Source organism: Spirillospora sp. NPDC048823 (assembly GCF_043198445.1).
Lineage (GTDB): Bacteria > Actinomycetota > Actinomycetes > Streptosporangiales > Streptosporangiaceae > Spirillospora.
Map to the genome: position 1 here is coordinate 1 of NZ_JBICUT010000003.1, position 24,933 is coordinate 24,933.

Genomic DNA, 24,933 nt, shown 5'->3' on the forward strand with positions numbered 1-24,933 from the left:
CCGACACCTCGACCGTCTCACCCACCACCGCCTTGGCCGGCCACCGGCCGCACCCCACCACCGGCGCCACGTCCAGAATCGGAATGCGGCCGAGCCTCGGAATGCCGGTCGTGCTGGACGTTCCGAACTCGACGTGCATGAGCCATCCCCTACCCCTGCGAGACTTCCGAAACGTCCCATGCCCGCGATCCGGCGGCTACCGTCCGGTAGTTTCCGATAACTTTGCGCGCCGTCCCGGCGACGGTGGGTGAGTGCAGCTCATCGATCCGAATCGCGGGCGCGTGCGCCGCGGAAAACCCTGTGACCTGGCGAATCGCGGAGTTCAAGGGCGCCCCTCGGAACGGTCGGGGCCGCGCCGCTCCCCGCCCCGGCTGTCGCACCATCGGCGAACAGCGCATAGCGTGACGTTGTGTGAAGGCAATCCGACGTTTCACGGTACGCACCGTCCTTCCCGGGCCGCTCCGGCAGCTTGAGGAGCTCGTCCTCAACCTGCGCTGGTCCTGGCACCACGAGACGCTCGACCTGTTCCGCGCCGTGGACCCCGCCCTGTGGCAGGCCGTCCACCACGACCCGGTCAGGCTGCTCGGCGAGGTCGCACCGGAGCGGCTGGAGCGGCTGGCGGAGGACCGGCCCTTCCTGCGCCGCCTGCAGGACACCGCCGAGGACCTGCGCGAGTACCTGACGGCGCCGCGCTGGTACCAGTCGCGCTCGGACGCCGACACCCCCGACTGCATCGCCTACTTCTCACCCGAGTACGGGATCACCGCCGCGCTGCCGCAGTACTCCGGCGGCCTCGGCATCCTGGCCGGCGACCACCTGAAGACCGCGAGCGACCTCGGCGTCCCGATCCTCGGGGTCGGGCTGCTGTACCGGCACGGCTACTTCTCCCAGTCGCTGTCGCCGGACGGCTGGCAGCTGGAGCACTACCCGGCGATCGACCCCAACGGCCTGCCGCTGACGCTGCTCCGCGAGCGGGACGGGACGCCGGTCCGCGTCGCCATCGGGCTCCCCGCGGGGGCGGCGGGGCGCGGCCACGGGGGTGAGACACAGTCCCGGGGACTGCAGGCACAGGTGTGGATCGCGCAGGTCGGACGCGTCCCGCAGCTGCTCCTCGACTCCGACGTCGAAGAGAACGACCAGTCCGCGCGGGACGTCACCGACCGGCTGTACGGGGGCGGCGGCGATCACCGGCTGCTGCAGGAGATGCTGCTCGGCATCGGCGGCGTCCGGGCGATCCGCGCGTACTGCCGCATCACCGGGCATCCGGCGCCCGAGGTTTTCCACACCAACGAGGGGCACGCGGGCTTCCTCGGCCTGGAACGCATCCGCGAGCTGGTGTCGGAGGCCGGCCTGACGTTCGACGAGGCGCTGGAGGCGACCCGGGCGGGCACGGTGTTCACCACGCACACGCCCGTCCCGGCCGGCATCGACCGGTTCCCCCGCGAGCTGATCAGCCGGTACTTCGGCGGCGTGAACGAGACGCAGCAGGTCCCCGCCGACCGGGTCCTGGCGCTCGGCGCGGAGGACTATCCCGGCGGCGACCGCACCGTGTTCAACATGGCCGTGATGGGGATGCGGCTGGCGCAGCGCGTCAACGGCGTCAGCGAGCTGCACGGGCAGGTCAGCCGCGAGATGTTCGGCGGGCTGTGGGGCGGGTTCGACACCGCCGAGGTCCCCGTCGGGTCGATCACCAACGGCGTGCACGCGGGCACCTGGGTGGCCCGCGAGGTGCTGGAGCTGGCCGCCCGTGAGCTGCCTTCGCTGATGGAGTCCGGGCGCGGCTGGGAGGGCGTGCGCGGTGTCTCCGAGGCCGAGATCTGGCGGATGCGGAGCCTGCTGCGGCGGCGGCTCGTCCTGGACGCGCGGCGCAGGCTCCGCGAGTCGTGGCGGCAGCGCGGGGCGAGCGAGGCCGAGATCTCCTGGATCGACGACGCCCTCGACCCGGACGTCCTGACGATCGGGTTCGCGCGGCGCGTCCCGTCCTACAAGCGGCTGACGCTGATGATGAGCGACCCGGACAGGCTCCGCTCGATCCTCCTGGACCCGGACCGTCCCGTGCAGATCGTCATCGCGGGGAAGGCGCATCCGGCCGACGAGGGCGGCAAGCGGCTGATCCAGGACATCGTGCGGTTCACCGGGGAGGAGGACGTCCGGCACCGGATCGTGTTCCTGCCCGACTACGACATGGCGCTCGGGCAGCTCATGGTGCAGGGCTGCGACGTGTGGATGAACAACCCGCTGCGTCCGCTGGAGGCGTGCGGCACGTCCGGGATGAAGGCGGCGCTGAACGGCGCGCTGAACCTGTCGATCCGCGACGGCTGGTGGGACGAGTGGTACGACGGCCAGAACGGCTGGGCGGTCCCGTCCGCCGACGGCCTCGCCGCGCCCGACCGGCGCGACGAGCTGGAGGCCGCCGCGCTGTACGAGCTGATCGAGGACCACGTCTCGGTCACCTTCTACGACCGGGACTCGGCCGGGCTGCCGCGCCGCTGGCTGGAGATGGTGAAGCACACCATCGTCACCCTCGGCCCGAAGGTCCTCGCCTCCCGGATGCTGCGCGACTACGTCGAGGAGCTCTACGTCCCCGCCGCCGTGTCCGAACGCTTCATGGTCGCCGACAAGTTCGCGGGGGCGCGGACGCTGGCGGCGTGGAAGAGGCGGGTCCGGGACGCGTGGCCGCGCGTCGCCGTCGAGCACGTCGAGTCCAACGGGGAGGAGAGCCCGCAGGTCGGCGCGCGGCTGTCGGTGCGGGTCGTCGTCGACCTCGGCGGCCTCGACCCCGGCGACGTCGCCGTCGAGGCCGTCTACGGCCGGGTGGACGACTCCGACGCGCTGATCGACCCGTCCCATCTGGAACTGGACCGGAGCGGCCCGGCGGAGGACGGACGGCTCCGGTACGCCGGGGAGGTCCCGCTGGGACGCAGCGGCGCGTTCGGGTACAGCGTCCGGGTGGTGCCGAGGCATCCGCTGCTGTCGGGACGGGCGGAGATGGGCCTGGTGGCGCTGCCGCCCGCCCCGCAGGGCATGACGAACGGCGACCTGCGCTAAGCCGTCTCGCCTTCCTCGCCGGCGTCCTCCTCACCGGTGTCCTCTTCGTCTTCGTCGTCGTCGGGCGGCGGGTCGGGCTGCCGCCACCCGGCGACGAGCACCGGCATCAGCAGGTGCGTGAGGAACAGCGAGATGATCCCCGTGACGATCGCCGCCATCGGGATGAACGTGCCGCGGTCGCCGGGGACGCTGAAGACCACCGCGACGACCACGACCAGCAGCACCAGCATGACCTGGTGCGCGACCGTGTAGGCGCGGAGCCGCTCGGCCACCTGGCGCTCGTCGAGCTGCCGCTCCGACAGCGACACCGTCCCCCGGGTGGCGATGTTCAGCACGCTGATCACCGGCACCGCGATCAGCACCGCCAGGATGAGCAGGCCGATCGTCCAGTACATCGCGGTGTCGCTCGGGGCGAGGTTCCACGAGACGACCGTCCCGGCCCACACCATGGCGGTGGCCGCCGCGCCCGCTCCGACGAGCACGCGCCGGCGGCGCCGCGTCGCGTGCCAGGAGGGCAGCGGGTCCCTCTCGATGGCGTCCTTCTGGGCACGCGTCCAGGGCGTTCTCATCGGCGCGCCTCCCGTTTTGGCTTCCTCATCATGTGCTCCCCAGCCGGGGGAACGGCGTCAGCGAGAACACGACCTCGACCGGCACCTCGAAGAACCCGGCGATGCGCAGCGCGAGATGCAGGCTCGGGCTGTACTCGCCGCGTTCCAGGTACCCGATCGTCTGGTAGTGGACACCCAGCGCCGTCGCCAGCTCGCGGCGCGAGACGCCGCGCTCGGCCCTCAGCACCGCGATCCGGTTGTGGACGTTCTCCTTGTCGGCCCTGCCGTCCGACTTGCCGTCCGCCCTGCGTTCCGCCGCCACCGGCCCAGTCTCCCGCAGCCGGCGGTCAGAACGCGCCCTGGGCGGCCCGGCGCTCCTGGCGTTCGGCCAGCCGCGCGCCGGACTCGCGCCGGGTCGCCCGCAGCAGCAGCCACGGCGCGGTCAGTACCCCCGCCACGGCCCAGGCGCCGAGCACGGCGGCGGTCTCCGGCAGGCGCCAGCTCCCGCCGATCTCGGCGACCGCCATCGAGTCGGGCAGGAACACCGACCGGAGGCCGAGGCCCTGCCAGTACAGCGGGAACACCTGCGCGACCCACTGGACGCCCTCCGGCAGCCGCGTCACCGGGTACATCACGCCGGAGATGAGCATGAGCGCCATCAGCGGCAGCGACAGGATGCTCGCGGCGTTGCGCGGCCCGGGCAGCAGGGCCCCGATCGCCGCGCCGATCGGGACGACCGACAGCGTGCCGAGCGCCAGCACCCAGCCCAGGGTCAGCCAGTCGCCGGGCGAGGACGGCAGGCCGAGCCCGGCGAACGCCGCGCCCGCGACCAGCATGAGCAGCACGTGAACGGCGATCTGCAGCAGCACCGAGACCGCGCGCCCGGCCAGGTAGGCGGAGGGACCGCCGGGCACCGTCCGCAGCCGCAGCAGCGTGCCCTCCTCCCGGTCCGCCGAGATCCCCATCGGCAAATTCATCAGCGCCGCCGAGAACAAGGAGAACGCGACGAATCCGGCCGTCATCAGGACCGCCTGGGACTGCCCCGTGCCCTCCACGGGCGTGTCGCCCTGCCAGCGGACCAGCAGCACGTAGATCCCCACGGTGCCGATCAGTCCGGAGACCAGCTCTTTGCGGCTGCGCAGGAAGTGCACGTGCTCCGCCCATCCCCTGCGGATTCCGATCTTCAACGTGTGCGTGTTCATGCCGCCCCCCTGTCCTCGAAGTCCTGGGCGGAATCGGTGATCGGCCCGGTCGCGCCCGCGACCAGGTCGAGGTAGCTCTGCTCCAGCGACGGCCGCCGGACCTCCAGGCCCGGGACCGGCCCGCCGAACCGCCGGTGCAGCTCGAAGGCCAACCGGGACGGGTCGGACGTGCGCTCGGTACGCGGCGCGCCGCCCTCGACCCAGCTCACCTCCGACGCGGCCCGCACGACCGATGCCAGCCCGGACGGGGTCCCGCAGACGGTCACGGCGCCGCCCACCAGGATCGCGATGCGGTCGGCCAGCCGTTCGGCCTCGGCCAGGTCGTGCGTCGTCAGCAGCACCGTCATGCCCTCGTCCCGCGCCAGGCGTTCGACCAGCTCGTGGAACTCCCGGCGGGCCTGCGGGTCGAAGCCGCTGGTCGGCTCGTCCAGGAACAGCAGCTCGGGGCGGCCCACGATGCCGAGCGCGACGTCCAGCCTGCGGCGCTGGCCGCCCGACAGCCGCGACACCGCCTGCCCGGCCTGCCCGGTGAGCCCCATGACCTCCAGCAGGTCGTCCGGGTCGCGCGGCCGGCCGTAGAAGCCGGCGATGTGGGTGAGCAACTGCCGGACGCCCCAGCGCGGATGGTCCTGCCAGTTCTGCAGGACGATGCCGAGACGGGCCCGCCAGGCGTCGCCGCCCTTGCCGGGGTCGGTGCCGAACACCGTGACCTCCCCGGCGGAGCGGCGCCGGAATCCTTCGAGGATCTCGATCGTGGTCGTCTTGCCCGCGCCGTTCGGGCCGAGCAGCGCCACTACCTCGCCCGCCCCGACGTCGAGATCGACGCCGCGCAGCGCCTCGGCGCGGCCGTAGCGCATCCGCAGATCCCGCGTCCGGATCACCGTCTCACCCATGCGTACACCCCCTGCTACCTCCGATATGGAGACTTGGCTCACCTGCCATACCTCTACATCTATTGATAGCAGTAGTACTACATTTCATCGCAGACTCGCAAGCCGGCCGGCGCCGCGCCTGACCCCGTCCCCGCCCTGGCAGGATGGACGGGTGCCAACACCGGGTCTGCGGGACGGCGGTGTCGCGCGGGCCCTCCGGTGGCCGCCGCGCGGCCGCTACGCCGACGTGCTCATGGTCCTGGGGTGCATGCTCCTGTCGACCCTCAGCGTCCTGGCGGAGGAGAAGGACGACCGCGCCCTCATGCCCGCGGCGGGCTGGGCGATGCTGGTCATCGCGTGCTCGGCGCTGTACTTCCGCCGCCGCCACCCCGTCGCCGTGGCGGCCGTCACGCTCGTCGCGACCGGCCTCTACTACCCGCTGACCGAGCCCGACGGCCTGCTCATCGTCACGTTCGCCATCGCCCTGTACACGGCGGCGGCGGAAGGGCACCTGGTGGCGGCCTCCGTCCTGGCGGGCCTCGCGCTGGCGGCGACCGCGTACGGCAACCGCGGCGACGCCAGCCACATCGAGGACGCGGCCGGTTTCCTGCTCGTCGGGTGGTTCGTCGCGGTCATCGCGATCGGCGGCGTCGTCCGCAACCGGCGCGCCTACCTGCGGGAGGCCGAGGAACGCGCCCGCGTCGCCGAACGCGGCCGCGACCTGGAGGCGCGGCGCCGCGCCATCGAGGAGCGGCTCCGCATCGCCCGCGAACTGCACGACGTCCTCGGCCACAACATCTCGCTGATCAACGTGCAGGCCACGGCGGCGCTGCACGGCCTGCGCCGCGAGCCGGAACGCGCCGAGGACGCCCTCACCGCCATCAAGCAGGCCAGCAAGGACACCCTCCGCGAGATGCGCGCCACCCTCGGCGTCCTGCGGCAGGTCGACGAGGCCGCCCCCGTCACGCCGCCACCCGGCCTGGCCCGGCTGGACGAGCTGACCGACGGCATCGCCGCCGCCGGCCTCACCGTCCGGACGGAGATCGAGGGCGAGCCGCGCCCCCTGCCCGCCGAGACCGACCTCGCCGCGTACCGCATCGTCCAAGAGGCCCTCACCAACGTGACCCGCCACTCCAACGCGTCCGCCGCCGTGGTCCGCATCGGCTACGCCGGCGCCCACGTGACGGTCGGCGTGGAGGATGACGGAAAGCCGAGGCCGGGCACACTGTCCGAGGACGGCAGCGGCATCCGCGGAATGCGCGACCGCGCCCGATCCCTCGGCGGCACCCTGGAGGCCGGCCCCGGCCCGGACGGCGGCTTCACCGTCCACGCCCGCCTCCCGCTCTGATCCCGCCCGGCCACCGCTCGGAAACGAAACGCGGGGACCGATGACTTCTCGACGCGAACGTGGTCGACATCACCATGAAGACTGCGCAGACGCTCCAGACGCCCGATGCCGACATCGCCTACGACGTGGACGGCCCGCTGCCGACCGCAGCCGGGCGCCCGCCACTGGTCATGATCGGCCAGCCCATGGACGCCACCGGCTTCCGCACGCTGGCGTCGCACTTTCCCGACCGCACCGTGATCACCTACGACCCGCGCGGCCTCGGCCGCAGCACCCGCAAGGACGGCCGTGACGACCACGCACCCGGCCCCCAGGCCGCCGACGTGCACGCCGTCATCGAGGCGCTCGGCGCGGGCCCGGTCGAGATGTTCGCGAGCAGCGGCGGCGCGGTGACCGCGCTCGCCCTCGTGGCGGCGTACCCCGGCGACGTCACCACCCTGGTGGCGCACGAGCCCCCGCTCATTCCGGTGCTCCCCGACGCCGAGGCCGCCGAGCGCGCCCGGGCCGGTGTCCGGGACGTGTACGAGAAGAAGGGCTGGGGCGCCGGCATGGCGGCGTTCATCGCGATGACGTCGTGGCAGGGCGAGTTCACCGACGACTACTTCGCCCAGCCCGCACCGGACCCTGCCACGTTCGGGATGCCGGCCGAGGACGACGGCTCCCGCGACGACCCGCTGCTCTCCGACCGGTCCTGGGCGGTCAGCAGTCTCCGGCCCGACACCGACGCGCTCACCGCGGCGCCCACGCGGATCGTGATCGCAGTGGGCGAGGAGTCCCAGGGCACGTTCACCGCCCGCACCGCGGCGGCAACGGCCGAACTGCTCGGCCAGCGGGCGACGGTGTTCCCGAGCCACCACGGCGGCTTCCTGGGAGGCGAGTTCGGCCAGGCCGGACAGCCCGCCGCCTTCGCCCGCAAACTACGCGAAGTCCTTGACGGCGCCGCCTGACCGCCGGCCGGCTCAGCCCACCTTTCCGGCCTCAAGCCACCGACTCGGGCGAACAGCGGCCATCAGTCCGGGCGGTCGCCGGTGTCGCGCGCGCTGAGGGCGTCGCGGGCCGGGGCCAGACGAAGCGGCGGCGGATTCCGATCGGTGGGTGGGCCGGTCACCTGATGCCGTCGCCGGCCTGCCGCTCATACTGTTCCCACAGCCCAAGCGATTCCATCAGGAGATCTTCCAACTGGGCCGCCGCCGTCCAGTATGCCTGGGCCCGCCCGGCGCACACCCCCGAGTCCCAGATGTGCCCTTCCCGGGACCGGACCCGTGCCCGCGCCTCCTCCATCCGCGCCAGCGTCCGCCACACCCGCGCCTCCTCCGGCAGCGTCTCCAACGCCTGCCGTGCCTCCGGCCCCAGGGCCGCGAACAGGAACACGACCTCCGGGACGGCCCCTTCCCCGGCCGTACGCGCCCCACCAGGCCCCAGCCTCCGCAACACCGCCAGAACCACGCCCCGCCGCCCCGCCGCCCAAGCGCGCCGCCTCTTCACCGGGTCGCCTCGAACCAGACCGTGAACCGGCCGTCCGGCCCCGGCAGCGTGCCCCACCGCTCCGCCAGCCCGTTCACCACCATCAGGCCCCGACCCGACTCGCTCCAGCCTGCGCCCTGCGCCGGGATCACCGGCCGCCCACCCGAGCCTCCGTCGTCCTGGACCTCCACCCGAAGCCGTCCCGCGAGACGAGAACGGTCACCCACACCCCGCCGCCCGGCCTGCCGCTGCCGCTGTGCCGGATCGCGTTGGTGACGATCTCGCAGACCATCAGGTCGACGTCTTCCAGGTCGAACCCGTCCAGGTCCCCGGCCAATGCGCCCACCAGCGTCCGCCGCACCCGCGCCCGGACCTCCCGCACGTCCAGCACCCCGCGCGAGGTCATCCGCTCGGTGTGCACCTCGCCCCAGACGATCATCGCGCGACCCCCGCGATCTGGCGCGCCGCGACGAGCACCGAACCGACCGGCATCGTGTGGGCCGCGTCCCATAGGTAGGACCACCCGCCGCCCCGCTCCTGGACGACGAGCACCGCCATCGCCCGCCGCCGCGCCACCACCGGAACCGACAACACCGGCTCGGCTTTCGCGTCCATGTACAGCACCGAGCCGCGCCCCATCTCATGCAAGGCCCACATCAGCTGAACGAGCAGCCGGAGCCGCTCCCGCGTCACGTCCCGTCCCGCCAGGCGGCGGGGGCTTCGGTAGATTGCCCACAGGTCCGACTCCTTCCAGCCGGGCTCAGGCCCCGGGCTCGGTGATTGCAGCACCGCCCGATCTCTACGGCGTGGACGATCTCCGACAGGTGAACCGCCTGCTCGACATCGCTCGCAGGGCGAGGGAACGAGGGTGGTGGGAGTCCTACGGCCCCACTCTGCCCACCGAGACGCGGACCATGATCGGCATCGAAACCGAAGCCTCGCTGATCCAGACCTACCATCAGGCGCTCGTTCCCGGACTGCTGCAGACGCCGGACTACGCACGCGCGGTGATTCGCGCCGCACGTCCGAGCGACTCCCAAGAGATCATCGACCAGCGCGTGGAGGTACGGCTTGCTCGCCAGGCGCTCTTTGAGGAGAAGGACTCCCCGCAACTCTGGGTCGTGATCAACGAAGGAGCGGTCCGGCAGGTGGTCGGCAGTTCGGCGATCATGGCGGCCCAGTTGCGGCATCTGACCGAGGAACGGGACAGACTCAATGTGGTCGTCCAGGTCCTTCCCTTCTCTGCAGGAGAACACCCGGCCATGGTCGGCTCGTTTTCGCTCTACAGCTTACGTCGCCCCTGGTCGCCGACTCGTGACCACCGCCATCCGGGATTCCAAGGATCCGGAAGGCCTGGCACTGTCCTTTCGTCTGGACGAGTGGGCGGCTTTCGCGCTGAAGGTCAAGGCGGGGGTATACGACCTCCAGGCCCACTGATCACAACAAGGAGGTGCGGGGTGCACAGCTTGGTCGTGACTCTCACCACGTGGCGCAAGAGTTTGCGAAGTGGCCAAAACGGTAACTGCGTGGAGATCGCCCGGGTCGCCGACAGCGTGGAGTGGCGGAAGAGCAGCCACAGCAAAGTGCGGGCGGTGCCTGCGTCGAGGTCGCCGACCTAGTGACGAACATCAGGGTGCGCGACAGCAAGGCCCCGGACGCCGGTCACCTCGCGTTCAGCCCACAGGCATGGGCCACCTTCGTGGCCCAGGTACGCGCCGGACGGCACGACGGGTAGTCGGCCACCGCAATGAGAACAAAACCGACCACGCTGAACACGCAGGCGACCCCGGGCCTCGTGTTCATTACCCGTCCTCTCCGCCGTCGAGCCAGAGTTGCTGGCCATCGGGTGCCACGGTGATGCCCCAGCGGTCGGCGGCGGGTTGGCCGAGACCATCCCACCAGTGGTAGGCGGCGGCCTCCACCTCGTCCCACAGGCTCCGGCCCCCCGTGCTGGCGGATCTCGAACGCCTCGGCGTCCGGCTCGTGCGCGAGGCTGCCGGCCCATGAACCTGACCACGGGTCGATCAGCCAGACCGTGTAGGCACCCTCCTCCTGGTGGTGCTTGACGACGAGCTTGCACCGGGGAACCTTGAGCCCGACCGCCAGCGAAGCGTCGTACTCGCCGATCACCTCGTGTCATCCGAAACGCGCCGCCGCCGACGATCCTCGTCGTTCACTCCTGCCTGGGCCTCCGCTGGTGTCTTGATTCCCGGTACGCGTCCACCGCTTTGCGGGAACTGCGCCATATCCCATCGGATCCCTGAAACGCCTCCAACCGCCCGCGCTGTGCCGCCTGCCGGAGGGCAGGGAGCGAGAACTCCTCATCGACGAGCGCTGCAAGGGGAACCATTCGGGCCGGTCCTGCCACGTTCGGCACGATGAACCGGTTCAAGTTGTCATGCATCGCCCGTGCGATCAGCTCACCCAACGACCCAGGGTCACCGGCGTCCGCCCGCTGCATGGCCATCAGGTAGGCATCTCGCTGCTTCTTAAAGATGATCACGGGCGGGTATCCCAGGCGTACCAAGATCAGGTTGAGGACCAGTCGGCCGGTTCGGCCGTTGCCGTCAATGAACGGGTGCACCTGCTCGAAGGTGTTGTGCAACCGTGCGAGGAACTCCGGAAGCGGCTGGCCATCGCCGTCTTCACCGGCACCCTTGCCCAGCAGGCAGACTTGCCCGATCCACTCCTCCAAGCGAGCCGGGACGAGAGGCCAAGCCGGCGGCACCATTCCGGCGGAGAACGGCTGTATGTCGTGCTCTCGAAAGTTCCCTGGCGACTCACGCTGGGTGGCATCTGGATGCGGTGCGACGTCCCAAACGGGCGTCATGGCCATGTGATGGATCTGACGCACTTCCCCGACCGTCAGGAGCCGTCCGTCGTGCCAGTCTCCGGGTTCGAGCGCCTGCCGGTAGACCCACCGTGCGGCATCGGCATATCCACGAACCTCGTTGTACTCCTTCAAAGATTTTGCGCCGACGGCCCGGCCTTGATCCAACAGTAGTTGGACCTCGCGCAGCACCAGCGTGTTCCCTTCCAGGGCGGTCGAGTGGTGTGCCTCCAGATGCCAGATGTCATCCCAGATCGCCCGTGCCTCGCGGGGATCGGGCAGACCGCCGTATCTCTGGTTCAGCTCGGCCAGAGCCTTGTCCAGCCGCTGATACACGACTGCCCTGCTCGGTCGTCCCCGGCTCACGGGACACCTCCGCATCTCAATGGACGTCCACCGGACAGGGACGGCCTTGACAAGTTGATAACCCGCCCAAGAAGCTAATTGAACTTATCAAGTAGCTGGCCCGGCCAGCAGGTTTACGACGCATCTTGCTCTGCACTCCGCCTACCTTGCCGCGCAGGCCGTCAGCCGGATGGGTCGTTAGTGTCCTGGGTGCTGAGGGCCTCGTAGGCGGGGGTCAGCACGTCGGTGAGGGGGCGGCGGCGGATCTTGATGGGTGGGGGAGTGGCCATCTGGAGGACGAAGCCGGGTGGGACGGGGGGTGTGGACGGGCGGTCGCGGAGATGGGCCATGCCCGAGGGGGGCGTCCAGAACCCGGAGGCCGTCAGCGGCTCATCCTCCATGGCCAGGGGGTCGGGCTCGGTCTCGGTGCCGCGCCGCAGGGCCGCCAGGAGTTGGTCTTTGCCGCGTCCGTTCCACTGGAGGATGAGGAACGGGTCGTCGTCGAACGCTTCGGCCAGCAGGTACAGGACGGCCGCGGCGTGCTTGCACGGGTCGCCCCAGTCGGGGCAGTCGCACATCAGGTGGAGGTCGGACGCCGACGCCGGGAACAGCGACAAGCCCAGCTCGGCGAACACCCACTCGATCTCCGGCGGCATCTCACCGGCGAGCAGGCGGGCGCGGAACACCGCGCGGGACGCCAGCTCCTTCTCCACCGCCCGCCAGTCGCCCACGTCGATCGCGTCGATGCCGAGCGCCACCTCGTACGGGTCCGGTGCCGAACCGTGCACTTTCGCGGTCACCTCGTGCGGCGCGACCTTCAGGTCGAACACCATGCCCTTGCGCGCGTACGTGCGGCCGCGTGACAGGCGGCCCTTGTCGGCGAACGATTCGAGGAGGTCGATGAAGCGGCGCGACCACCACTGGGCGCCGATCGAACCTCGTTTGGTGCGGGCCTTGATGCCGTCGCTCATCAGTCGCTCACCGCCTCGGGGGACAGGCGCAGGACGTCGCGCAGTTCGGCGACCGACAGCTCGGTGAGCCAGTCTTCGCCGGTGCCGACGATCGACTCGGCGAGGGCCTTCTTGCGCTCGATCATCTCGTCGACGCGCTCCTCCATCGTCCCGACGCAGATGAACTTGCGGACCTGGACGTTGCGGGTCTGCCCGATGCGGAACGCGCGGTCGGTGGCCTGGTCCTCGACGGCCGGGTTCCACCAGCGGTCGACGTGCACGACGTGGTTGGCGGCGGTCAGCGTCAGTCCCGTCCCGGCCGCCTTGAGGGACAGCAGGAAGATCGCGGGCTCGTCGTCCTCCTGGAACCGCTGGACGAGGTCGTCCCGGCCCTGCTTGGACGTCCCGCCGTGCAGCCACAGCACGGGCCGCTCCAGGCGTGCGGCCAGGTAGGGCTGGAGCATGGAGCCGAACGCGGCGTACTGGGTGAAGACGAGGGCCTTCTCACCCTGTTCCAGGACTTCGGCGCAGATCTCTTCGAGGCGTTCGAGCTTGCCGGAGCGGCCGGGGAGCCGGGAGCCGTCCTTGAGCAGCTGCGCCGGATGGTTGCAGACCTGCTTCAGCTTGGCCATCGTCGCCAGGACGAGCCCGCGCCGCTTCGCCTCCTCCGCCTCGGCGATCTGCTGGAGCATGTCGTCCACGGTCGCCTGGTAGAGCGACGCCTGCTCGGTGGTGAGGTTGCAGTAGACCTTGATCTCCTGCTTCTCCGGCAGATCCGAGATGATCGACTTGTCGGTCTTGAGGCGGCGGAGGATGAACGGCTGCGTCGCCCGCTTCAACGCGATGGCCGCCTGCTCGTCGCCCTCGCGCTCGATCGGGATGGCAAAGCGCTGCCGGAACGCGCTGCGCGGCCCGAGCAGGCCCGGGTTGGCGAACTCCATGATCGACCAAAGTTCGGTGAGGTGGTTCTCCACCGGGGTGCCGGTGAGCGCGATCCGGGTCCGCGCCGGGATGCTCCGCACCGCCCTGGCCTGCCGCGTCCCGCTGTTCTTGAGCGCCTGCGCCTCGTCGCAGACGATCCGTCCCCACTCGAACTCCGTGAGCGTCTCCGCGTCCCGTGCCGCCGTCCCGTAGGTCGTCAGCACCAGATCGGCGCCCGCGACCGCCTGGGCGAGGTCGTCGCCGCGGTGCCGTCCCGTCCCATGATGGACGTAGACGCGCAGCTTGGGGGTGAACCGCGCCGCCTCCCGCTGCCAGTTCCCCACCAGCGACATCGGCAGGATCGCCAGCGTCGGGTCAGGGTGGGGGCCTTTCTCTCTTTCATGGACAAGTAGGGACAAAACGGAGATCGTTTTCCCCAATCCCATATCGTCCGCAAGTAGGGCACCTAGCCCCAAATCGTTCATGAAGGTCAGCCAGGCGAGGCCGCGTTCCTGGTAGGGCCGCAGTTCGGCGTCCAGTTCGTCGGGCGTGTGCATCGGGGTGAGGCGGCGGTCGGCCTCGCCGGAGAGGAGGTCGCCGAGGGCGCCGCCCGCGTCCACCCCGGTGAGGGGAAGGGCGTCCTCGTCGGCGTGGATGACCGCGCGGATCGCCTCTGCGGCGCTCATCCGGCCGCGGCGGGGGTGGCGGAGGAAGTCGAGGGCCGCTTCGAGCTGCCGTTCGTCCAGCTCGACCCACTGGCCGCGCAGCCGGACGAGCGGCGTCTTCAGGCGGGCCAGCTCCTCCAGCTCGGCCTCGTCGATGCTGTCGTCGCCGATGGCGAGGTCCCAGCGGAAGTCGACCATGGCCTTCATGTCGAAGCCCGAGGCCATGGCCGAACCGGACGACGCCTCGGGGTCTTCGCTGCGGGTCGTCAGCTTCATGCCGAGCTTGGCCTTGCCCGCCCACTGGGGGAGCAGGACGCCGAAGCCCGCGGCGGCCAGCATCGGGGCCGCCTGGCGGAGGAAACGGAACGCACCGGCGGTGTCGAGGATCAGCTCGCCGGGTGCCGGGCCGTCCAGGGCCGGCGCGATGTCGGGGAACAGGCGCAGCGCGCGGCCGAGGCCGGCGAGGAGCGTCTCCTCGGCGTCCGGGATCGACGTCGCCTCACCCGCCCACACCATCGCGGCGGGCACGTAGAGGCTCGGGTCGTCGGTGCCCTGGAGGGCGAACTCGACCCGCCAGGAGTCGTCGTTTTCGGGTTCCCCGGCGAGTTCCTCGTCCTCCACGTCCCACTGCTCCGCGCCCGGCTCGGCGAGGCGGAAGCAGACGCGCAGCGGGCCGGACGGGCGGCGCGCGGCGGCGGCCCACGCGTCCAGCTCGGCGATCAGGTCGGCGGGGTCGTCGCGCGGCTCGCGGGCGACCTGCGGCGACGGCCCCGTCAGCGCCGCCACCCAGCGTTCGGCCAGCGGCAGCCGGTCCGGGACCTTGCGGCGGGACACCAGCAGCGGATGCGGCACCACGCCGCGGACGGCGGTGTCGACCAGGCCGGACAGCGCCTCGCGCAGCACCGCGCCGGCGGGACGCCCGCCATCGGCGGCCCGGCACGCGGCGGGCATGGCGCGGGCCAGCGCGCGGAACCGGGCCGGGTCGTCGATCACCGGACGCCAGCGGGCCACGAGCTCGCCGTCCTCGCGCAGCAGGGCGGGCAGCACCTGGCCGCGCCCGGTGAGATGGACGGCCTCGTCGGCGATCACGCACAGGAAGCGCAGGTCGGTGCCGGGGATCACGTCGGCGCTGTGCTCGGCGGCCTGGAGCAGCGCCATCGCGGGGAACGGCTCCAGGACGAGCGCCGGGACCCGCCACGGACGCAGTTCGGGCTCGTCCCGCACCGGCTCGGGGCCCAGTTCCGCCGACGGCAGCGGATGGTCGCCGAGCGTCGGCAGCGACAGCGCCAGCTCGACGCGGAACGCGGTGCGGACGAGCGGCTCGTAGGACGTGCCGGTGAAGTCGCAGGTCGCGAAGGGGTGGACGTCCGGTGAAGGCTCGTGCGGGCCGGTGCGTTCGGCCCAGAGGCAGAGCGCACCGCCATGCCAGGTGGCGTGGGCGACGAGCATGGTCAACGAAGCTACCAGCCGCCTCCGACGTCCCGGCGTATGACAGCCGTGACTCGGGACGCCGCCCGTCACACCGGCCCGGCCCCTGGCTAGGCTCGAAACGTTCCGCCGCCGAGTTTCATGGAGGGTCGCCGTGGGCGAGTTCGTACGGGTCGAGGTCGAGGACGGGATCGCGACGATCAGGCTGGACCGTCCGAAGATGAACGCCCTGAACGCCCAGATGCAGCGGGAGCTGATCGACGCGGCCCGGGAGGTCACGCAGGACGAGGCGGTCGGCGCCGTCGTCCTGTACGGCGGGGAGAAGGTGTTCGCGGCCGGCGCGGACATCAAGGAGATGGCCCCGATGTCGTACGCGCAGATGTCGGCGGGCCACTCGCGGCTGCTGCAGGACTTCGCGAAGGCGCTCGCCGGGATCCCGAAGCCGGTCATCGCCGCGATCACCGGGTACGCCCTCGGCGGCGGCCTCGAAGTGGCGCTGACCGCCGACTTCCGGGTCGCGGGCGAGGGCGCGAAGGTGGGGCAGCCGGAGATCCAGCTCGGCATCATCCCCGGCGCGGGCGGCACGCAGCGGCTGTCGCGGCTGGTCGGCCCGTCCAAGGCCAAGGACCTGATCTTCTCCGGACGGCACGTCGCGGCCGCCGAGGCCCTCGCCCTGGGGCTCGTCGACCGGGTCGTCCCGGACGCCGACGTCTACACGGCCGCGAGGGAATGGGCGGCGAGCTTCGTCGGCGGCCCCGCGATCGCGCTGCGCGCCGCCAAGCAGGCCATCAACGCGGGCCTGGAGGTCGACCTCGACACGGGCCTGGAGATCGAGCGCACCCAGTTCGCCGCGCTGTTCGCCACCGAGGACCAGGCCGCCGGCATGAAGAGCTTCATGGAGGAAGGCCCCGGCAAGGCGAAGTTCACGGGCCGCTGACGGCCCGCTCCCGCGCGTCACGGGATGACGTCCGCGGGATGCCGGAAACTTGGGGGCTGAAACGTTACGTGTGTTTTTGGGTGTGCTGCCCGGGGTTGTGGGGATCGGCCGATAGCATCTCCCGCCATGCGACACGCGTACCGAACCGCGCTCGTGACGGGCGCGTCCAGCGGCATCGGCGAGAGCTTCGCCCGCCTCCTGGCCGGCCGCGGCACCGATCTGGTGATCGTGGCGCGCCGGGCCGAGCTGCTGGACGGGCTGGCCCGCGAGCTCGTCGAGCGGTACCGGGTCGCCGTGGAGGTGGTGGCGGCCGACCTCACCGACCCGGGGCAGCGCGCCGAGGTCGAGGGGCGGCTGCGCGCCGACCCGGTCGAGTTGCTGGTCAACAACGCCGGGTACGGCGCTTTCGGAGCGTTCGCCGAACTGCCGCTGGACGACCATCTCGCGCAGATCGAGCTCAATGTGACCGCGCTCGTGCGGCTGACCCACGCCGCCGTGCCGGGGATGGTCGAACGCGGCCGGGGCGGGGTGCTGAACGTCGCGTCGATGGCGGGCTTCGCCCCCTCGCCCGGCAGCGCGACGTACGGGGCGACCAAGGCGTACGTGGCGGCGTTCTCCGAGAGCCTGCACGCGGAGGTCGCCGGCAAGGGCGTCCACGTGACGGCGTTGTGCCCCGGGTTCACCCGCACCGACGAGCAGTCCGGCGCGCACGGCCCGTCCAACCTGCTGTGGCTGCGGCGCGACGACGTGGCGGGCGCCGGGCTGGACGCGGTGTCGGCCGGACGTGCGCTGTGCATCCCCGGGATGCAGTACAAGGCGGCGTTCCCCGCGTTGAAGCTGGTCCCGAGACCGCTGCTCAGGGCCGCCGTCAACCGCATGTGGCAGCAGGCCGCCGACACACGGTGACGCCGGCACCGGGTGAGCGTTGTCACGCTGCTTTTGCTCGGGATCTACAAAACTCGCCGCGGGTTGATTGTCACGGCGCTGACTTGACGCACCTCGTGCCGAGTGGCGACGATCGAACCTACGCTTGAGTAGGTTGTGTACGGCCTGCTGGGCGGCCCTCTGATCGCCGCGGGCGCGGCGGCACCGTCCGGCAAGACCACTCGTCCAGCGAAGGAACCACATGTCCGTGACCCCCGAAGAAAAGTTCCAGACCGGCATGCTGATCGACCTCGAGCCGGTGGTCGAGACGGAGCTCAACCGGCACCTGTCGATGGCCAAGGAATGGTTCCCGCACCAGTACGTCCCCTGGAGCGAGGGCCGCGACTTCGACGGCCCGCTGGACGGCGAGCCGTGGTCGCTGGAGCAGTCGAAGCTGAGCGTGGAGGCGCGCGAGTCGCTCATCGTCAACCTGCTCACCGAGGACAACCTGCCCGGCTACCACCGCGCCATCGCCACCGTGTACGGCCGCGAGGGCGCCTGGGGCACCTGGGTCAACCGGTGGACGGCCGAGGAGAACCGGCACGGCATCGCCCTGCGCGACTACCTCACCGTGACTCGCGCGGTCGACCCGGTCGCGCTGGAGCGCGCCCGCATGCACCACATGGAGGCCGGCTACGAGGCCGACCACGGCGACTCGTTCCTGCACGGGACGGCGTACGTGTCGTTCCAGGAGCTCGCGACCCGCGTCTCGCACCGCAACACCGGCAAGGCGTCCGGCGACCCCGTCTGCGAGCAGATGATGACCCGCATCGCCGCCGACGAGAATCTCCACATGATCTTCTACCGGAACCTGATGGGCGCCGCGATGGAGGCCGCCCCGAACGAGACGATGCGGGCGATCACCGACGTCGTGACGACGTTCCACATGCCCGGGCACAGCATCGACGGCTTCCTCCGCAAGTCCGTCGTCATCGCCAACGCCGGCATCTACGACATGCGGCTCCACCACGACGACGTGCTCATCCCGGTGCTGCGCAAGTGGAACGTGTTCGACCGCACCGACCTGTCCGGCGACGGGGAGAAGGCCCGCGAGGAGCTCGGCGAGTTCCTGGAGCAGCTCGACGCGTCCGCCACCAAGTTCGAGACCCGCCGCGAGGAGCGCCGCGCCCGCCAGGCCGCCCGCAACGGCTGACTCCCGGGAACGGGAGCCCGTTTCCTGGCGTCAAAGGAGATATGGGGACATATCGGCGACTGGGCGGGTATCGGTTGCTGGACGAGATCGGCCGGGGCAGCACCGCGGTGGTGTACCTGGCGATGGATCACCGCGGCCGGGAGGTCGCGGTGAAGGAGCTGAGCCCGGAGCTGGTGGGGGAGCCGGAGGCGGTCAGCCGGCTGGCACGGGAGATGTCGGCGCAGGCGCGGGTCCGCAGCGCGTACGTGGCGCGGCTCCTCGGCGGCCAGGTCGCGGCGGAACGGCCGCACGTGGCCATGGAGTACGTGCCCGGCTGCCCGCTGGGCGATCTGGTCGGGGCGTACGGGCCGCTGCGGCACGACCGGCTCGTCCGGTTCGCGCGGCGGCTGGCGCTCGCGCTGGGGGACGTCCACGACGCGGGCGTGCTGCATCGCGACGTCGCGCCCGGCAACGTGATCGTGATGGGCGACCGGCCGACGCTGATCGACTTCGGGATCGCGCACGAGTCCGGCGCCGAGCAGATCACCAAGCGCGGGATGGTCGTGGGGACGCCCGCCTACCTGGCGCCGGAGCTGATCGAGGGGGAGCGCGCCACCGCGGCGTCGGACGTGTTCTCGTGGGCGGCGACGGTCGCGTACGCGGCGACGGGCCGGCCGCCGTTCGGGCGGGGCTCGCTGCACGGCGTGTGCTTCCGGATCCTGCGCGGCCAGGCCGACCTCGACGGCGCCCCGGAGCGGCTGGCCGGGCTGCTGCGGGCGGCGTTCCGGCGCGACCCGTCAAGGCGCCCGCCCGCGCGCTGGTTCGCCGGGGCGCTCGCGGACGGCGGCGCGGCCGTCAAGGGCGACGGCGTGGTGGCCGCCTGATGCGCGATTGGATCTTCCCGGCCGGATCGGCGAGGGTAGGGTTTCGGAAACGATGAAGGGAGCCGTCACGTCCGGGGACCGAATCGGCCACTACAGCGTGCTTCAGACCCTCGGCGAAGGGGGTATGGGCGTCGTCTACCTCGGCGCCGACTCCGAAGGGCGCAACGTCGCCATCAAGGTGCTGCGGCCCGCGGTCGCGGGGGACGCCACCGCGCGTCGCCGGCTGGCCCGCGAGGTCGACTCGATGCGCCGGGTGCACAGCCCGCACGTCGCCGAGATCCTCGACGCCGACGTGACGGCCGAGCAGCCCTACATCGTGACCCAGTACGTGCCCGGCCAGACACTGGAAGAGATCGTCGAGGAGTCCGGGCCGATCTACGGGCCCGCTCTGCAGCGGCTCGGGGTGGGGCTGGCGTCGGCGCTGTCGGCGATCCACGGCGCCGGGATCGTGCACCGGGACATGAAGCCCGGCAACGTGATGCTCGTGGACAGCGAGCCCGTCGTGATCGACTTCGGTATCGCGCAGGGCGCGGACGCGACGCGGCTGACCGCGACCGGCATGGTGATCGGTACCCCCGGCTATCTGGCCCCGGAGATCATCGAGGGTGAGGACGCGGGCCCGCCGTCGGACGTGCACGCCTGGGCCGGCACGGTCGCCTACGCCGCGACGGGACGCCCGCCGTTCGGCTCCGGCACCTTCGAGTCGATCTTCTACAAGATCATGCAGGGCACGCCTGACCTGGGCGGCGTGCCCGACGCGATGCTGCCCGTGCTGCGGTCGGCGATGGCGCGGAACCCGGCCGAGCGTCCCACCGCGGTCAATCTGGTGCAGCTCACCCGGCGCATCCACATCGAAGCCACCATCACCGACCAGACCCGGGTCGACCAGCACTACTCGCCCGGCATGTCGCAGCCGGTGGAGGAGCCCGCGCCCGACCACTCCCGGATGTTCTCCATGCCGGTGGCCGCACCGCCGCCCCAGGACACCCCGGCGCTTCCCACCACCCCGGGCGGGAGCGCGATCCCGGCGCCGACGCCCGCCCCGGCCCCGGCGCAGCCCAGCGACTTCGTGGGGCAGCTGCCGCCGGCGGCGCCCCCGCCCGTCCCGCCGCCGGGCCCCGCGCCCTACAAGGCGGGGGAGCAGTTCCAAGGACGCGGCTACGCGCCGCCGGCCCCCTACGCCCAGGGCGGATACCCGCCGCAGTACGGGCCGCCGCCGAACCAGCCGCCGCCGAACCAGGGGGCGCTTCAGCGCGGGCCGGGGCCGGCCCAGCCCGGGCCGTACGACCAGCGGGCACAGGACGCGCAGCGGCGCGCGGACGCGGCGCGCGGACCGGAGACACGCGGGGACAAGGACCGCCGCAAGCCCTACGGCTGGTACCGGGTGCTCAGCTTCATCGTCCTGGTGGCGCTGCTCGGGTTCGCCAACATCGTGCCGCTGCTCGCGCTCTTCGTCACCATCGGCGGCGTGCTCGTCCTGCGGATGGCGGACAAGGCCGCCAAGGGCATGGAGGGACGCCAGACGCGGCGGGGCCCACGCACGGGCGACGCGGTCGCGGCGGCGTTCCGGACGCCACTGCACCTGCCGGGCGCGGTGATGTCCACGGTCCTGTGGACGTCGCTCAGCGTCATGGCGGGGATGATCCTGCTCGGCGTGCTGATCTTCGCCAAGTCCGACATGACCGCATCGAAGGCCATCGCCTACTCCGCCATGGCGGTGATCGGGCTGCTGTGCCTCGCGCCGGGCAGCGGCGCGCCGCGGCGGCAGCTGGCCCGGATCTGGGGCGCGCTGCTGCCGCGCGCCGAGGCCGCGCTCGCCGGTGCCCTCATCCTGGGCGTCTTCGCGGCGGTGCTGGTCGTGATGTCCCAGGAGGGGCCGCCCGACACCACCCCGCTGGACGGGATGAGCCAGGACCTGGAGGGCCTGCGCGCCGACGTCCGCGAACTCGTCTCCGGCATTCCCGGCATGTAGCGACCCCTTCGTCCGGATCGGCCCGGCGGGACATCCCCGGTCGGTAGGGTGGCGACCCATTATGAGCGGCGAAACGAGCCACCAAGAGCACATCGGCCCCTACCGGCTGCTGTCCCGGCTGGGCGCCGGGGACGGCGCCGTCCATCGTGCCGCCGGGCCCGACGGGCGCGACGTGGCGATCAGGCTTCTCCCGCCGGGCGCGGCGCCCGACATCGCGCGGATGCGCGAGGTGCTCTGCCCCTACGTGGTGGACGTCCTGGACGGGGACGCCGCCGCGCCCACCCCGTACGTCGTGTCCCGGTTCGTTCCGGGGCGGCCGCTCGAGGAGACGGTCGCCGAGCGGGGCCCGATGCCGGGTGACGCGCTGCGCAGGCTGGCGTTCGGGCTGGCCAAGGCCCTCGCCGCCATCCATGGGGCCGGTCTCGTGCACGGTGAACTCGGCCCCGGGACGATCCTGGTCGTGGACGACGCGCCCGTCGTCATCGACTTCGGGCTGACGGCCGGTCCCACGGCGGCGGACGACGTCCGGGCGTGGGCCGCGGCCGTGGCCTTCGCCGCCGCCGGCGCGGCCGCCCGGGCCGCACCCGGCCCGCCGCCCCTGGACGCGCTGCCCGCGGACCTGCGCCCGCTGGCGGAGGCGGCCGCGGACCTCGATGCCGGTGTACGCCCGGATGCGGCTGAGCTGGTGGAGGCGACGTCCCGGCTGGAGTTGCCGTCCGCGCCGTCCACCCGTTCCGGCCCCGCTCTTTCCGCGGCGGCCACGCCCGCGCCCGCACCCGCGGCGACGCCCGTAGCCGCGTCACCGGATGCGGCCGGGGCCCCGGAGACGGCCGGCGGGGCGCAGCGGCTGGCCGTGGCGCGGGGCTGGGCGCGGCTGCTGGCGGCGATGGTCGTGGTGATCGCGGTCGCCCTGGTGGTCATCGCGCCGGTCGCGGGGCTCGTGCTGTCGCTGGGCGCCGTGACGCTGCTGCGGGTGGCGGGAACGACGGCGGGGGGCTGGGCGTGGGCGTGCGGGCGGACGCTGCTGACCGTCCCGTACGCGGCGGCGTTCACGGTCGCCGTTCCGCTCGGGCTCGTCGCGGTGTCGGCGGTGGGCGGGGAGATCGACTCGCTCAGCGCCGCCGCGTTCGGCGCCGGGGCGGGCGCGGCGGTGCTGTGGACGGCGCCGGGCGTCAACGGCCCGCGGCGTCAGCTGGAGAGGATGTTCGTGTCGGCCGCGCGGCGGCCGCGGCACATCGCGGCGGCGGGCGCCGTTCTCGGCGTCCTGGCCCTGCTCGCGGTGGTCGGGGCCCTGACGCTGACGCCGAGCTTCTCGCCGATGTACGGGCTGCAGAGTTCGGTGGAGGGCACCATGGACCGCCTGCAGACCGCCGTCAACCGGTTCTGAGACGTGAAGTGCGTCACGCCGGGTTCGGGACGCGGTGGTCGCCGCGAATCCGGCGGCCACGTGGGTAAGGTCTCACGAACTGGGATTTGCCGATAGGCTACTCGCAAGTAACATCTGTGGTGCACGGCCCTATCAGGGACCCGGCTCCGAAGCACGTTCGGGTGTTTGGCAGGCTGTGACTTCGAAAAGCATGTCCGCGTCGACCCGCCATGGGCGGCGCCCCTCCGCCGCTCAACTCGGCGGCCAACTGAGTGCAGGGAGGTCGGCCACCGGCCATGAACATCGTCGTCCTGGTGAAGCAGGTTCCCGATACGGAGAGCCCGCGCAAGCTGAAGTCCGATGACAGCACGCTCGACCGCGCTGCGGCGGACGGTGTCATCAACGAACTCGATGAGTACGCGATCGAAGAGGCGCTGCGCATCAAGGAGGCCCACGGCGGCGAGGTGACCGTCCTGACCATGGGTCCCGACAAGGCCACCGACTCGATCCGCAAGTCCCTGGCCATGGGCGCCGACAAGGCCGTCCACCTCGTCGACGACGGTCTCGCGGGCTCCGACGCGCTGCAGACCTCGTACGCCATCCAGCAGGCCCTCGGCCGCACCGGGTTCGACCTGGTGGTGCTCGGCTCGGAGTCCACCGACGCGCGCACCGGCGTCCTCGCCGCGATGCTCGCCGAGCGGCTGGGCGCCGCGCAGGTGTCGCTCGCCAACAAGGTCGAGATCGACGGGACGTCCATCAAGGCACAGCGCCAGACCGACTACGGTTTCGACCGGGTCGAGGCGAGCCTGCCCGCGGTCGTCAGCGTCGTCGAGAAGATCAACGAGCCGCGCTACCCCTCGTTCAAGGGGATCATGGCGGCCAAGAAGAAGCCGGTCGAGACGCTCGGCCTGGGCGACGCCGGCATCGACGCGTCCCAGGTGGGCCTGGCGAACGCCGCCACCGAAGTGGTCGACTTCGCCGAGGCGCCGCCGCGCGCCAAGGGTGAGATCGTCACCGACGAGGGCGACGGCGGCGCGAAGATCGCCGAGTTCCTCGCGTCGAAGAAGTTCGTCTGACCGGGGAAGGGGATTAGCGAAAAATGGCAGAGATTCTCGTCCTCGTCGACCACGTCGACGGTGAGGTCAAGAAGGTCACGCTCGAACTGCTGACGCTGGCGAACCGGCTCGGCGAGGCCGCCGCGGTATGGGTCGGCCCGGGCTATGAGAACGCCAAGGACAAGCTCGGCGAGTACGGCGCCGGCAAGGTCTACGTGGCCGCCGACGAGGAGCTGACCTCCTACGTCGTCGCCCCGAAGGCCGCGCTGCTCGCCCAGCTCGTCGGCGCCGGGTCCCCGGCCGCGGTGCTGGTCGCCGCGACCGCCGAGGGCAAGGAGATCGCGGGCCGCCTCGCGGTCAAGACCGGCTCCGGTGTGCTCACCGACGTCGTGGACGTCACCGACGGCTTCGTCGCAGAGCACTCCATCTTCGGCGGCGGGATCATCGCGCACGCCAAGGTGAAGACCGGCACGCCGATCATCGCCGTCCGGCCGAACTCGGTCGCCCCCGAGGCGTCCCCCGCCACTCCGGCGGAGGAGCAGGTTTCGGTCACGCTGTCGGACGCCGACAAGGGCGCCAAGATCGTCGAGAAGGTCGTCCAGGAGAAGGGCGAGCGCCCGGACCTGACCGAGGCCGCGATCGTCGTGTCCGGCGGCCGCGGCGTCGGCGGCGCCGAGAACTTCTCGATCATCGAGGGCCTGGCCGACTCGCTCGGCGCGGCCGTCGGCGCGTCCCGCGCCGCGACCGACGCGGGCTGGTACCCGCACTCGTTCCAGGTCGGCCAGACCGGCAAGACCGTGTCGCCGCAGCTGTACATCGCGGTCGGCATCTCCGGTGCCATCCAGCACCGGGCCGGAATGCAGACCTCGAAGACCATCATCGCCATCAACAAGGACCCCGAGGCGCCGATCTTCGAGCTCGTCGACTACGGGATCGTGGGCGACCTCTTCCAGGTCGCGCCGCAGCTCACCGAGGAGATCACCAAGCGCAAGTGACCTCGCGCGAAAGCCCCGGCGACGACCACCGGACCCCAAGGCCGTCG

Annotated in this window: 26 protein-coding genes and 1 pseudogene; 15 read left to right on the forward strand and 12 right to left on the reverse strand. The window is 71.7% G+C overall.

Features of this window, described 5'->3' with window-relative positions:
* Positions 1-139 (reverse strand): maltotransferase domain-containing protein (locus ACGFK0_RS07425; RefSeq protein WP_392902826.1); only part of this gene is annotated, 139 nt, incomplete at its 3' end.
* A gap of 272 nt (positions 140-411) precedes the next feature.
* On the opposite strand from ACGFK0_RS07425, the gene glgP reads away from it, so the two are divergent.
* Entirely contained in the window at positions 412-3,048 is a 2,637-nt protein-coding gene (gene glgP, locus ACGFK0_RS07430; protein ID WP_392901477.1) for an alpha-glucan family phosphorylase, read from the forward strand.
* Here the strand turns inward: glgP and ACGFK0_RS07435 are convergent.
* Genes ACGFK0_RS07435 through ACGFK0_RS07450 form a run of 4 tightly spaced genes read right to left on the reverse strand, consistent with a single transcriptional unit; the run spans position 3,045 to position 5,691 of the window.
* A complete protein-coding gene (locus tag ACGFK0_RS07435) occupies positions 3,045-3,617 on the reverse strand; it encodes a hypothetical protein (RefSeq protein ID WP_392901479.1) in 573 nt (190 codons plus the stop codon). The genes glgP and ACGFK0_RS07435 overlap by 4 nt on opposite strands.
* A gap of 28 nt (positions 3,618-3,645) precedes the next feature.
* Positions 3,646-3,918, reverse strand: coding sequence for a helix-turn-helix transcriptional regulator (locus ACGFK0_RS07440; RefSeq protein ID WP_392901481.1), 273 nt, complete (start codon positions 3,916-3,918; stop codon positions 3,646-3,648).
* Positions 3,919-3,943: 25 nt separating this feature from the next.
* Positions 3,944-4,798, reverse strand: a complete 855-nt coding sequence (locus tag ACGFK0_RS07445; RefSeq protein ID WP_392901483.1) for an ABC transporter permease — start codon at positions 4,796-4,798, stop codon at positions 3,944-3,946.
* The gene (locus tag ACGFK0_RS07450; protein ID WP_392901485.1) at positions 4,795-5,691 is read right to left on the reverse strand and encodes an ABC transporter ATP-binding protein; all 897 of its coding nucleotides are present in this window, start codon (positions 5,689-5,691) and stop codon (positions 4,795-4,797) included. The genes ACGFK0_RS07445 and ACGFK0_RS07450 overlap by 4 nt, the downstream gene beginning before the upstream one ends.
* 151 nt (positions 5,692-5,842) lie before the next feature.
* Here ACGFK0_RS07450 and ACGFK0_RS07455 point away from each other — a divergent pair, with 151 nt between their 5' ends.
* Positions 5,843-7,018, forward strand: a complete 1,176-nt coding sequence (locus ACGFK0_RS07455; RefSeq protein WP_392901487.1) for a sensor histidine kinase — start codon at positions 5,843-5,845, stop codon at positions 7,016-7,018.
* 74 nt (positions 7,019-7,092) lie between these two features.
* Positions 7,093-7,965, forward strand: a complete 873-nt coding sequence (locus ACGFK0_RS07460) for an alpha/beta fold hydrolase (RefSeq protein ID WP_392901489.1) — start codon at positions 7,093-7,095, stop codon at positions 7,963-7,965.
* A gap of 157 nt (positions 7,966-8,122) precedes the next feature.
* Here the strand turns inward: ACGFK0_RS07460 and ACGFK0_RS07465 are convergent, their stop codons facing one another.
* From ACGFK0_RS07465 to ACGFK0_RS07480, 4 genes are read right to left on the reverse strand one after another with little or no spacing between them, the layout of a single operon-like run.
* Positions 8,123-8,452, reverse strand: coding sequence for a hypothetical protein (locus tag ACGFK0_RS07465; RefSeq protein ID WP_392901491.1), 330 nt, complete (start codon positions 8,450-8,452; stop codon positions 8,123-8,125).
* Positions 8,453-8,499: 47 nt separating this feature from the next.
* A complete protein-coding gene (locus tag ACGFK0_RS07470) occupies positions 8,500-8,634 on the reverse strand; it encodes a hypothetical protein (RefSeq protein WP_392901493.1) in 135 nt (44 codons plus the stop codon).
* Positions 8,631-8,921 (reverse strand): hypothetical protein, encoded by a 291-nt coding sequence (locus ACGFK0_RS07475; RefSeq protein ID WP_392901495.1) that lies wholly within the window; start codon positions 8,919-8,921, stop codon positions 8,631-8,633. Before ACGFK0_RS07475 ends, ACGFK0_RS07470 begins: the two co-directional genes overlap by 4 nt.
* Positions 8,918-9,271 carry a hypothetical protein gene (locus ACGFK0_RS07480; RefSeq protein ID WP_392901497.1) on the reverse strand — a complete coding sequence of 118 codons (354 nt, stop codon included), beginning with the start codon at positions 9,269-9,271 and terminating at the stop codon, positions 8,918-8,920. The genes ACGFK0_RS07475 and ACGFK0_RS07480 overlap by 4 nt, the downstream gene beginning before the upstream one ends.
* A 125-nt stretch (positions 9,272-9,396) precedes the next feature.
* Between ACGFK0_RS07480 and ACGFK0_RS07485 the strand changes: the two are divergent.
* The 4 genes and pseudogenes from ACGFK0_RS07485 to ACGFK0_RS07500 all read left to right on the forward strand — a co-directional run.
* A pseudogene (locus tag ACGFK0_RS07485) lies at positions 9,397-9,768 on the forward strand (DUF5753 domain-containing protein); the annotation flags it as partial.
* Complete coding sequence (locus ACGFK0_RS07490; RefSeq protein ID WP_392902829.1) at positions 9,698-9,919, forward strand: DUF397 domain-containing protein; 222 nt, start codon at positions 9,698-9,700, stop codon at positions 9,917-9,919. The pseudogene ACGFK0_RS07485 and the gene ACGFK0_RS07490, both read left to right, overlap by 71 nt.
* Positions 9,920-9,954: 35 nt before the next feature.
* The gene (locus tag ACGFK0_RS07495) at positions 9,955-10,101 is read left to right on the forward strand and encodes a DUF397 domain-containing protein (protein WP_392902832.1); all 147 of its coding nucleotides are present in this window, start codon (positions 9,955-9,957) and stop codon (positions 10,099-10,101) included.
* 14 nt (positions 10,102-10,115) lie between these two features.
* On the forward strand, positions 10,116-10,217 hold the full coding sequence (locus ACGFK0_RS07500; protein ID WP_392901499.1) for a DUF397 domain-containing protein: 102 nt from the start codon (positions 10,116-10,118) through the stop codon (positions 10,215-10,217).
* Between the two features lie 438 nt (positions 10,218-10,655).
* Here ACGFK0_RS07500 and ACGFK0_RS07505 read toward each other — a convergent pair whose 3' ends face one another.
* From ACGFK0_RS07505 to ACGFK0_RS07515, 3 genes are all read right to left on the reverse strand, one after another.
* Entirely contained in the window at positions 10,656-11,648 is a 993-nt protein-coding gene (locus ACGFK0_RS07505; RefSeq protein WP_392901501.1) for a Fic family protein, read from the reverse strand.
* A gap of 191 nt (positions 11,649-11,839) precedes the next feature.
* Positions 11,840-12,628: an SWIM zinc finger family protein gene (locus tag ACGFK0_RS07510; RefSeq protein ID WP_392901502.1), complete on the reverse strand. Its 789-nt coding sequence runs from the start codon at positions 12,626-12,628 to the stop codon at positions 11,840-11,842.
* On the reverse strand, positions 12,628-15,642 hold the full coding sequence (locus ACGFK0_RS07515; protein ID WP_392901504.1) for a DEAD/DEAH box helicase: 3,015 nt from the start codon (positions 15,640-15,642) through the stop codon (positions 12,628-12,630). Before ACGFK0_RS07515 ends, ACGFK0_RS07510 begins: the two co-directional genes overlap by 1 nt.
* 133 nt (positions 15,643-15,775) lie before the next feature.
* Between ACGFK0_RS07515 and ACGFK0_RS07520 the strand changes: the two genes are divergently transcribed.
* The 8 genes from ACGFK0_RS07520 to ACGFK0_RS07555 all read left to right on the forward strand — a co-directional run bounded on the left by ACGFK0_RS07520 (position 15,776) and on the right by ACGFK0_RS07555 (position 24,886).
* Positions 15,776-16,558: an enoyl-CoA hydratase/isomerase family protein gene (locus tag ACGFK0_RS07520; RefSeq protein ID WP_392901506.1), complete on the forward strand. Its 783-nt coding sequence runs from the start codon at positions 15,776-15,778 to the stop codon at positions 16,556-16,558.
* A 126-nt stretch (positions 16,559-16,684) separates the two neighbouring features.
* Positions 16,685-17,464 (forward strand): SDR family NAD(P)-dependent oxidoreductase, encoded by a 780-nt coding sequence (locus ACGFK0_RS07525; RefSeq protein WP_392901508.1) that lies wholly within the window; start codon positions 16,685-16,687, stop codon positions 17,462-17,464.
* A gap of 220 nt (positions 17,465-17,684) precedes the next feature.
* Positions 17,685-18,635, forward strand: coding sequence for an acyl-ACP desaturase (locus tag ACGFK0_RS07530; RefSeq protein WP_392901510.1), 951 nt, complete (start codon positions 17,685-17,687; stop codon positions 18,633-18,635).
* Positions 18,636-18,676: 41 nt separating this feature from the next.
* Complete coding sequence (locus tag ACGFK0_RS07535) at positions 18,677-19,498, forward strand: serine/threonine-protein kinase (protein WP_392901512.1); 822 nt, start codon at positions 18,677-18,679, stop codon at positions 19,496-19,498.
* Positions 19,499-19,550: 52 nt separating this feature from the next.
* Positions 19,551-21,470, forward strand: a complete 1,920-nt coding sequence (locus ACGFK0_RS07540) for a serine/threonine-protein kinase (protein ID WP_392901514.1) — start codon at positions 19,551-19,553, stop codon at positions 21,468-21,470.
* A gap of 61 nt (positions 21,471-21,531) precedes the next feature.
* The gene (locus tag ACGFK0_RS07545) at positions 21,532-22,857 is read left to right on the forward strand and encodes a hypothetical protein (RefSeq protein WP_392901516.1); all 1,326 of its coding nucleotides are present in this window, start codon (positions 21,532-21,534) and stop codon (positions 22,855-22,857) included.
* Between the two features lie 275 nt (positions 22,858-23,132).
* The gene (locus tag ACGFK0_RS07550; protein ID WP_392901518.1) at positions 23,133-23,912 is read left to right on the forward strand and encodes an electron transfer flavoprotein subunit beta/FixA family protein; all 780 of its coding nucleotides are present in this window, start codon (positions 23,133-23,135) and stop codon (positions 23,910-23,912) included.
* Positions 23,913-23,935: 23 nt separating this feature from the next.
* A complete protein-coding gene (locus ACGFK0_RS07555; protein ID WP_392901520.1) occupies positions 23,936-24,886 on the forward strand; it encodes an electron transfer flavoprotein subunit alpha/FixB family protein in 951 nt (316 codons plus the stop codon).
* Positions 24,887-24,933 lie beyond the last annotated feature (47 nt).

What these genes read in the sequence shown, in the direction of transcription:
- ACGFK0_RS07535 (WP_392901512.1), top strand. Translation starts at nt 18,677, where the DNA reads ATGGGGACATATCGGCGACTGGGCGGGTATCGGTTGCTGGACGAGATC.
- ACGFK0_RS07555 (WP_392901520.1), top strand. Translation starts at nt 23,936, where the DNA reads ATGGCAGAGATTCTCGTCCTCGTCGACCACGTCGACGGTGAGGTCAAG.
- ACGFK0_RS07460 (WP_392901489.1), top strand. Translation starts at nt 7,093, where the DNA reads ATGAAGACTGCGCAGACGCTCCAGACGCCCGATGCCGACATCGCCTAC.
- ACGFK0_RS07550 (WP_392901518.1), top strand. Translation starts at nt 23,133, where the DNA reads ATGAACATCGTCGTCCTGGTGAAGCAGGTTCCCGATACGGAGAGCCCG.
- ACGFK0_RS07545 (WP_392901516.1), top strand. Translation starts at nt 21,532, where the DNA reads ATGAGCGGCGAAACGAGCCACCAAGAGCACATCGGCCCCTACCGGCTG.
- ACGFK0_RS07515 (WP_392901504.1), bottom strand. Translation starts at nt 15,642, where the DNA reads ATGCTCGTCGCCCACGCCACCTGGCATGGCGGTGCGCTCTGCCTCTGG.
- ACGFK0_RS07525 (WP_392901508.1), top strand. Translation starts at nt 16,685, where the DNA reads ATGCGACACGCGTACCGAACCGCGCTCGTGACGGGCGCGTCCAGCGGC.
- ACGFK0_RS07540 (WP_392901514.1), top strand. Translation starts at nt 19,551, where the DNA reads ATGAAGGGAGCCGTCACGTCCGGGGACCGAATCGGCCACTACAGCGTG.
- ACGFK0_RS07450 (WP_392901485.1), bottom strand. Translation starts at nt 5,691, where the DNA reads ATGGGTGAGACGGTGATCCGGACGCGGGATCTGCGGATGCGCTACGGC.
- ACGFK0_RS07490 (WP_392902829.1), top strand. Translation starts at nt 9,698, where the DNA reads ATGTGGTCGTCCAGGTCCTTCCCTTCTCTGCAGGAGAACACCCGGCCA.
- ACGFK0_RS07530 (WP_392901510.1), top strand. Translation starts at nt 17,685, where the DNA reads ATGTCCGTGACCCCCGAAGAAAAGTTCCAGACCGGCATGCTGATCGAC.
- ACGFK0_RS07445 (WP_392901483.1), bottom strand. Translation starts at nt 4,798, where the DNA reads ATGAACACGCACACGTTGAAGATCGGAATCCGCAGGGGATGGGCGGAG.
- ACGFK0_RS07510 (WP_392901502.1), bottom strand. Translation starts at nt 12,628, where the DNA reads ATGAGCGACGGCATCAAGGCCCGCACCAAACGAGGTTCGATCGGCGCC.
- ACGFK0_RS07475 (WP_392901495.1), bottom strand. Translation starts at nt 8,921, where the DNA reads ATGATCGTCTGGGGCGAGGTGCACACCGAGCGGATGACCTCGCGCGGG.
- ACGFK0_RS07435 (WP_392901479.1), bottom strand. Translation starts at nt 3,617, where the DNA reads ATGAGAACGCCCTGGACGCGTGCCCAGAAGGACGCCATCGAGAGGGAC.